Here is a 6103-nt window from a genome sequence, read left to right on the forward strand (position 1 = left end):
GCCATTGGCCTGTTCGCAGCGATTCCTGCGGTCATCGCATACAACCGTTTCGCCGCTCGTGGCGAGAACCTGATCGGTCGTTACTACACATTCGCCGACGAGTTCCAGGCGATCCTGCACCGCAAAGTGCACACCAGCGAAGAATAAGCAGGTATTTCCCAATGGCTTTAATCGCTCGCGGCCGACGCAACAAGCGCAAGCCGGTCGCCGAAATGAACGTAGTGCCGTACATCGACGTGATGCTGGTGCTGCTGGTCATCTTCATGGTGACGGCTCCGATGATTAATCAGGGCGTGAAAGTTGATCTGCCCAAGGTCTCCAGCGAGGCTTTGCCGCAGGACAACAACAATCAGGTCCTGACGATCTCGATCAAGGCTGACAAGACCTACTACTGGAACCTTGGCAGCGAAGTCGACACCGACAAGCAAATGGACAAGGCAATGACGTTGCCGCAACTGACCAGCGCGGTGACCAAAATCATCGCGGCCGGTCGTGACGCCGGCAAGCAGACGCAAGTGTTCATCCGTGGCGACAAGACCGTCGACTATGGCGCTGTCATGGGCACGATGGGTGGATTGCAGAAGGCCGGGGTCGGGAATGTTGGTCTGATTACCGAGGCCCCCTGATGCAGCCGATTCGAGAGCCGTCCGCCTCGGAAAGCTACTTCTGGCCGTCCGTCTGGGCGGTGGGACTGCACGTCCTGATTTTTGGTTTGTTGTTCGTCAGCTTTGCGATGACGCCTGAGCTCCCTGAAGCCAAACCCATTGTTCAGGCCACGCTCTATCAGTTGAAATCAAAAAGTCAGGCAACCACCCAGACCAACCAGAAGCTTGCCGGTGAGGCGAAGAAATCCGCTGCTCGACAAACCGAAGTCGAGCAGATGGAGCAGAAAAAAGTTGAGCAAGAGGCGGTGAAAGCGGCGGAACAAAAGAAAGCCGATGCCGCTCAAAAAGCCGAAGAACAAAAGGCCGAGGAAGCGAAGAAGGCTGACGACGCCAAAAAAGCCGACGACGCGAAGAAAGCTGCGGAAGACGCCAAGAAAGCCGAAGCCAAAAAAGCGGATGACGCGAAGAAAACCGCCGAAGAGAAACAATTGGCTGATATAGCCAAGAAGAAAGCTGAAGACGACGCGAAGAAGAAAGCCGAGGAAGACGCCAAGCGCGCGGCCGCCGAGGAAGCCAAGAAACAGGCTGCCGAGGACGCGAAGAAGCAGGCTGCTGACGACGCCAAGAAAAAAGCTGCGGAAGACGCCAAGAAGAAAGCGGCTGAGGATGCCAAGAAGAAGGCGACCGAAGACGCGAAGAAGAAAGCCCAGGACGCTGCTCGCAAGTCCGCGGAAGACAAGAAGGCGCAAGCACTGGCCGACCTGCTTTCCGACAAGCCGGAACGCCAACAGGCACTGGCAGATGAGCGCGGAGACGAAGTGGCCGGTAGCTTCGATGACTTGATTCGCTCGCGGGCGGCTGAAGGCTGGGCACGCCCACCTTCTGCGCGCAAGGGCATGACAGTCGTCTTGCAGATCAATATGTTGCCGGACGGCACTGTGACTTCGGTCAGCGTCAGCAAGTCCAGCGGCGACGGTCCTTTCGACAGTTCAGCAGTAGCGGCGGTCAAGAATATTGGTCGTTTGACAGAGATGCAGGGGATGAAGCCTTCGGACTTCGCACCTTACCGTTCATTCAAGATGACATTCACACCTGAGGACCTAGCCTTGTGATTAACCTTCTTCGAGGAATGCTTGTCGTTCTGTGTTGCGCAGCGGGTTTCGCCGCTGCCGACGAAAAGAACATTCTGGTAACAAGCGGCAGTGACCGCGCCACGCCTATTGCGGTCGTGCCGTTTGGTTTGCAGGGCGGCAGCGTACTGCCGGAAGACATGGCCAAGATCATCGGCAGCGACCTGCAGAACTCGGGTTACTACTCGCCGATTCCAAAGGAAAACATGATCAGCCAGCCGAGCCAGGCGAGCGAAGTCATCTTTCGTGACTGGAAAGCGCTGGGTGCGCAATATGTGATGGTTGGCAGCATTGTTCCTTCGGGCGGTCGCCTGCAGGTTCAATACGCGCTGTTTAACGTTGCCACCGAGCAGCAGGTCCTGACCGGTAATGTTTCAGGCACTGCTGACCAGTTGCGTGACATGTCGCACTATATTGCTGACCAGTCTTTCGAGAAGCTGACCGGCATCAAGGGTGCGTTTTCCACTCGCATGCTGTACGTCACAGCTGAACGTTTCTCTACCGACAACACGCGCTACACGCTCCAGCGCTCGGACTATGACGGCGCACGCGCTGTCACGTTGCTGCAATCGCGCGAGCCGATCCTGTCACCACGCTTTGCGCCAGACGGCAAGCGCATCGCCTACGTGTCGTTCGAACAGAAGCGTCCGCGCATCTTTGTTCAGCACATCGACACCGGTCGTCGCGAGCAGATCACCAACTTCGAAGGCCTGAACGGCGCGCCTGCCTGGTCTCCGGACGGCAGCAAGCTGGCCATGGTGTTGTCCAAAGACGGCAACCCGGAAATCTATGTAATGAATCTGGCGTCGCGTCAGCTGTCACGCGTGACCAATGATTCTTCCATTGATACCGAACCGTTTTTTGGTAAAGACGGCTCGACGCTTTACTTCACGTCCGATCGGGGCGGCAAGCCACAAATTTATAAAACCAGTATTAATGGCGGGGGGGCAGAGCGCGTTACTTTCATCGGTAACTACAATGCAAACCCTAAGTTATCGGCGGATGAAAAGACGCTGGTGATGATCCATCGTCAGGATGGCTTCACCAACTTCAAGGTCGCGGCTCAGGATTTGCAACGCGGTAGCGTAAAAATCCTCACAGACAGCAACCTTGATGAGTCGCCTACTGTTGCGCCTAACGGCACCATGGTAATCTACGCCACCCGCCAGCAGGGCCGGGGAGTCTTGATGCTCGTGTCCATTAACGGACGCGTAAGGCTCCCGCTTCCTACCGCTCAAGGCGAAGTCAGAGAACCTTCCTGGTCCCCTTACCTGAACTGACGCGGCGCTTTACGTTGTACTTAACACACTTGGGGTTCATTAGGAGTTTTACGATGGAAATGCTGAAGTTTGGTAAATTTGCTGCGCTGGCTCTGGCCATGGCTGTAGCTGTAGGTTGCTCGTCCAAAGGCGGCGACAATGCCGGTGCTGGCGGCGCTGCTGTAGATCCTAACGCTGGTTACGGCGCTAACTCTGGCGCTGTTGATGGCAGCCTGAGCGAAGAAGCTGCTCTGCGCGCTATCACTACTTTCTACTTCGAATACGACAGTTCTGACCTGAAACCAGAAGCCATGCGCGCTCTGGACGTTCACGCCAAAGACCTGAAAGCCAACGGCGCTCGCGTAGTTCTGGAAGGCAACACCGACGAACGCGGTACTCGCGAATACAACTTGGCCCTGGGCGAGCGTCGTGCGAAAGCCGTTCAACGCTACCTGGTTCTGCAAGGCGTTTCGCCAGCTCAGCTGGAAGTCGTTTCCTACGGTGAAGAGCGTCCAGTTGCTACCGGTAACGACGAGCAATCGTGGGCTCAAAACCGTCGCGTCGAACTGCGTAAGTAATTTGACATGCGAACGTGCCGCCGTGCTTTAACCGTTTTGGCTCTCACCCTTCCTCTTGCAGCGATGGGTGCGGTTCCTGTGGTCGATGACAACTCTGGCTCTGCTGGTAGCAGTTATCCGCCGTCGGGTTATGGTACGGCTGGCGCCTACGCCGGAGGTGCGGCTACGACCGCACCTTCGGCGCAAGGTCAGCTGTTCATGCAGTTGCAGCAGATGCAGGACGAGATTTCGCGTTTGCGCGGGATAGTGGAAGTCCAGCAGAACGATATCCAGCAGATGAAGCAAGAAGCGCTGGATCGTTACAAGGATTTGGATTCACGTATCGGAGCTGGCGGCGCACCTGCTGCATCAGCGACCAACAATTCTGCATCCGACGGCGGCGCCAATGCCGGCGGAGCACCCGTCACCCCTGCTGCACAGGCTCCTCAAGCCAGCAGCGAACCCGGTGATCCAGCGAAAGAAAAGCTCTATTACGACGCTGCCTTCGACCTGATCAAAGCGAAGGATTTCGACAAGGCCAGCCAGGCGTTTGCGGCATTCCTGCGCAAATACCCCAACAGTCAGTACGCGGGCAACGCTCAGTACTGGCTGGGTGAAGTGAATCTGGCCAAAGGCGACTTACAAGGTGCCGGTCAGGCCTTTGCCAAGGTCAGTCAGCTTTACCCAAAGCACGCCAAAGTGCCTGATTCCCTGTACAAGCTGGCGGACGTTGAACGTCGCCTGGGCCACACCGACAAAGTGAAGGGCATCCTTCAGCAAGTCGTCGCCCAATACCCTGGCACTTCAGCTGCTCAGCTGGCACAACGGGACCTGCAGCGCCTCTGATTGCCCGTCAATCTGACCGCTGATTCAAGAAAGCCGCGCATTGCGCGGCTTTCTTCGTTAGAATTCCGCCCCCGAAATTCCGGTATTGATTTCGCTTCTGTGGATTCTGCGTGTGCAGGGTGCACAGAAGTGCCTGACGGAGGCGGATGGCCTGTTTAGCCGTTACGCCCGTGGCCCCTATGCAAGACACATTACGTATCACCGAAGTTTTCTACTCTTTGCAGGGTGAAACGCGGACGGCAGGCTTGCCCACCGTGTTCGTGCGACTCACCGGCTGCCCGTTGCGTTGTGGTTATTGCGACAGCGAGTACGCATTCACTGGCGGAACGATCCAGAGCCTCGATTCCTTGATGGAGCAGGTTGCCAGCTACCGTCCGCGTTATGTTTGCGTGACGGGTGGCGAGCCATTGGCTCAGCCCAACGCCATCCCTTTGCTTAAGCGGCTGTGTGATGCGGGCTACGAGGTCTCATTGGAGACCAGCGGCGCGCTGGACATCTCCAAAGTCGATGCCCGCGTCAGTCGCGTGGTTGATCTGAAAACCCCTGGCTCGAAGGAAGTGACGCGCAATCGATACGAAAACATCGATTTGCTCACCGCCAACGACCAGGTCAAATTCGTCATTTGCTCGCGGGAAGACTACGACTGGGCCGTCTCTAAGATCATTCAATACGGTCTGGAGCGTCGCGCCGGCGAAGTGCTGTTTTCCCCCGTCCACCGTGATCTCAACGTCAGAGACCTGGCCGACTGGATCGTTGCCGATAACCTTCCGGTGCGTCTGCAATTGCAGTTGCACAAAATTCTCTGGGATGACGAGCCGGGGCGCTGAATGAGTGAGCAATCGATGAATGATAAACGAGCGGTAATCCTGCTGTCCGGCGGCCTGGATTCGGCCACCGTGGTGGCGATGGCCAAAGCGGATGGCTTCAGCTGTTACACCATGAGCTTTGACTACGGCCAACGGCACCGCGCCGAACTGCAGGCAGCGGCACGGGTTGCTGCCGATCTCGGCGTCATCGAGCACAAGGTCATCGGCCTTGACCTCAACGGCATCGGCGGCTCCGCACTGACCGACAGCAGCATCGCTGTGCCGGAGACGCCGGGCGAAGGCATCCCGGTCACGTACGTGCCGGCGCGCAATACTGTTTTCCTTTCCCTCGCGCTGGGGTGGGCCGAAGTGCTGGGAGCTCGTGACATCTTCATTGGTGTCAACGCCGTGGATTACTCCGGCTACCCGGATTGCCGTCCCGAATTCGTCGAATCGTTCGAGCGCATGGCCAACCTGGCGACCAAGGCCGGCGTTGAAGGGCAGGGCTTCACCATACAGGCGCCGCTGCAGATGCTCAGCAAAGCGGACATCGTCAAGGCCGGTACCCGTTTGGGCGTGGATTACGGGCTAACGGTTTCCTGCTATCAGGCGGACGAGCAGGGGCGTGCGTGCGGAAAATGCGACAGCTGCCGCCTGCGCGCGGAAGGGTTCGCAGCGGCAGGTGTGACGGACCCGACGCGTTATTTTTAAAATATTTCGTCTCAGGTGTTGAATTACTGTGAAATATCAGTAATATACGCGCCACAACGAAGCGGGTCGTTAGCTCAGTTGGTAGAGCAGTTGGCTTTTAACCAATTGGTCGTAGGTTCGAATCCCACACGACCCACCATTTCGAAAATCTGGAAGGCCCATGAGAATGCGGATTTCCAGATTTTTTTT

Annotated in this window: 7 protein-coding genes, 1 tRNA gene and 1 pseudogene; all 9 read left to right on the plus strand. The window is 57.0% G+C overall.

Annotated elements, in window-relative coordinates:
• Positions 1 to 147, plus strand: a pseudogene (locus VF672_RS17460) (protein TolQ); the annotation flags it as partial.
• A 14-nt stretch (positions 148 to 161) separates the two neighbouring features.
• Positions 162 to 626 (plus strand): protein TolR, encoded by a 465-nt coding sequence (tolR, locus tag VF672_RS17465; RefSeq protein ID WP_037014073.1) that lies wholly within the window; start codon positions 162 to 164, stop codon positions 624 to 626.
• A complete protein-coding gene (gene tolA, locus VF672_RS17470; RefSeq protein ID WP_331105812.1) occupies positions 626 to 1717 on the plus strand; it encodes a cell envelope integrity protein TolA in 1092 nt (363 codons plus the stop codon). The genes tolR and tolA overlap by 1 nt, the downstream gene beginning before the upstream one ends.
• Positions 1718 to 1734: 17 nt before the next feature.
• Positions 1735 to 3015 (plus strand): Tol-Pal system beta propeller repeat protein TolB, encoded by a 1281-nt coding sequence (tolB, locus tag VF672_RS17475; protein WP_331105817.1) that lies wholly within the window; start codon positions 1735 to 1737, stop codon positions 3013 to 3015.
• Positions 3016 to 3068: 53 nt separating this feature from the next.
• The gene (gene pal / locus VF672_RS17480; protein WP_331105813.1) at positions 3069 to 3572 is read left to right on the plus strand and encodes a peptidoglycan-associated lipoprotein Pal; all 504 of its coding nucleotides are present in this window, start codon (positions 3069 to 3071) and stop codon (positions 3570 to 3572) included.
• A 6-nt stretch (positions 3573 to 3578) separates the two neighbouring features.
• Entirely contained in the window at positions 3579 to 4397 is an 819-nt protein-coding gene (gene ybgF, locus VF672_RS17485) for a tol-pal system protein YbgF (protein ID WP_331105814.1), read from the plus strand.
• A 179-nt stretch (positions 4398 to 4576) separates the two neighbouring features.
• Entirely contained in the window at positions 4577 to 5224 is a 648-nt protein-coding gene (gene queE, locus VF672_RS17490) for a 7-carboxy-7-deazaguanine synthase QueE (RefSeq protein WP_331105815.1), read from the plus strand.
• 15 nt (positions 5225 to 5239) lie between these two features.
• The gene (gene queC, locus VF672_RS17495) at positions 5240 to 5914 is read left to right on the plus strand and encodes a 7-cyano-7-deazaguanine synthase QueC (RefSeq protein ID WP_331105816.1); all 675 of its coding nucleotides are present in this window, start codon (positions 5240 to 5242) and stop codon (positions 5912 to 5914) included.
• A 63-nt stretch (positions 5915 to 5977) separates the two neighbouring features.
• Positions 5978 to 6053: transfer RNA gene (locus VF672_RS17500), tRNA-Lys, on the plus strand.
• Positions 6054 to 6103 lie beyond the last annotated feature (50 nt).

It is taken from the genome of Pseudomonas sp., from assembly GCF_036387035.1.
Lineage (GTDB): Bacteria > Pseudomonadota > Gammaproteobacteria > Pseudomonadales > Pseudomonadaceae > Aquipseudomonas.

Excerpts from the sequence above, each read along its gene's own strand:
- queC (WP_331105816.1), top strand. The coding sequence starts at position 5,240 with ATGAATGATAAACGAGCGGTAATCCTGCTGTCCGGCGGCCTGGATTCG.
- tolB (WP_331105817.1), top strand. The coding sequence starts at position 1,735 with ATGCTTGTCGTTCTGTGTTGCGCAGCGGGTTTCGCCGCTGCCGACGAA.
- tolA (WP_331105812.1), top strand. The coding sequence starts at position 626 with ATGCAGCCGATTCGAGAGCCGTCCGCCTCGGAAAGCTACTTCTGGCCG.
- ybgF (WP_331105814.1), top strand. The coding sequence starts at position 3,579 with ATGCGAACGTGCCGCCGTGCTTTAACCGTTTTGGCTCTCACCCTTCCT.
- tolR (WP_037014073.1), top strand. The coding sequence starts at position 162 with ATGGCTTTAATCGCTCGCGGCCGACGCAACAAGCGCAAGCCGGTCGCC.
- queE (WP_331105815.1), top strand. The coding sequence starts at position 4,577 with ATGCAAGACACATTACGTATCACCGAAGTTTTCTACTCTTTGCAGGGT.
- pal (WP_331105813.1), top strand. The coding sequence starts at position 3,069 with ATGGAAATGCTGAAGTTTGGTAAATTTGCTGCGCTGGCTCTGGCCATG.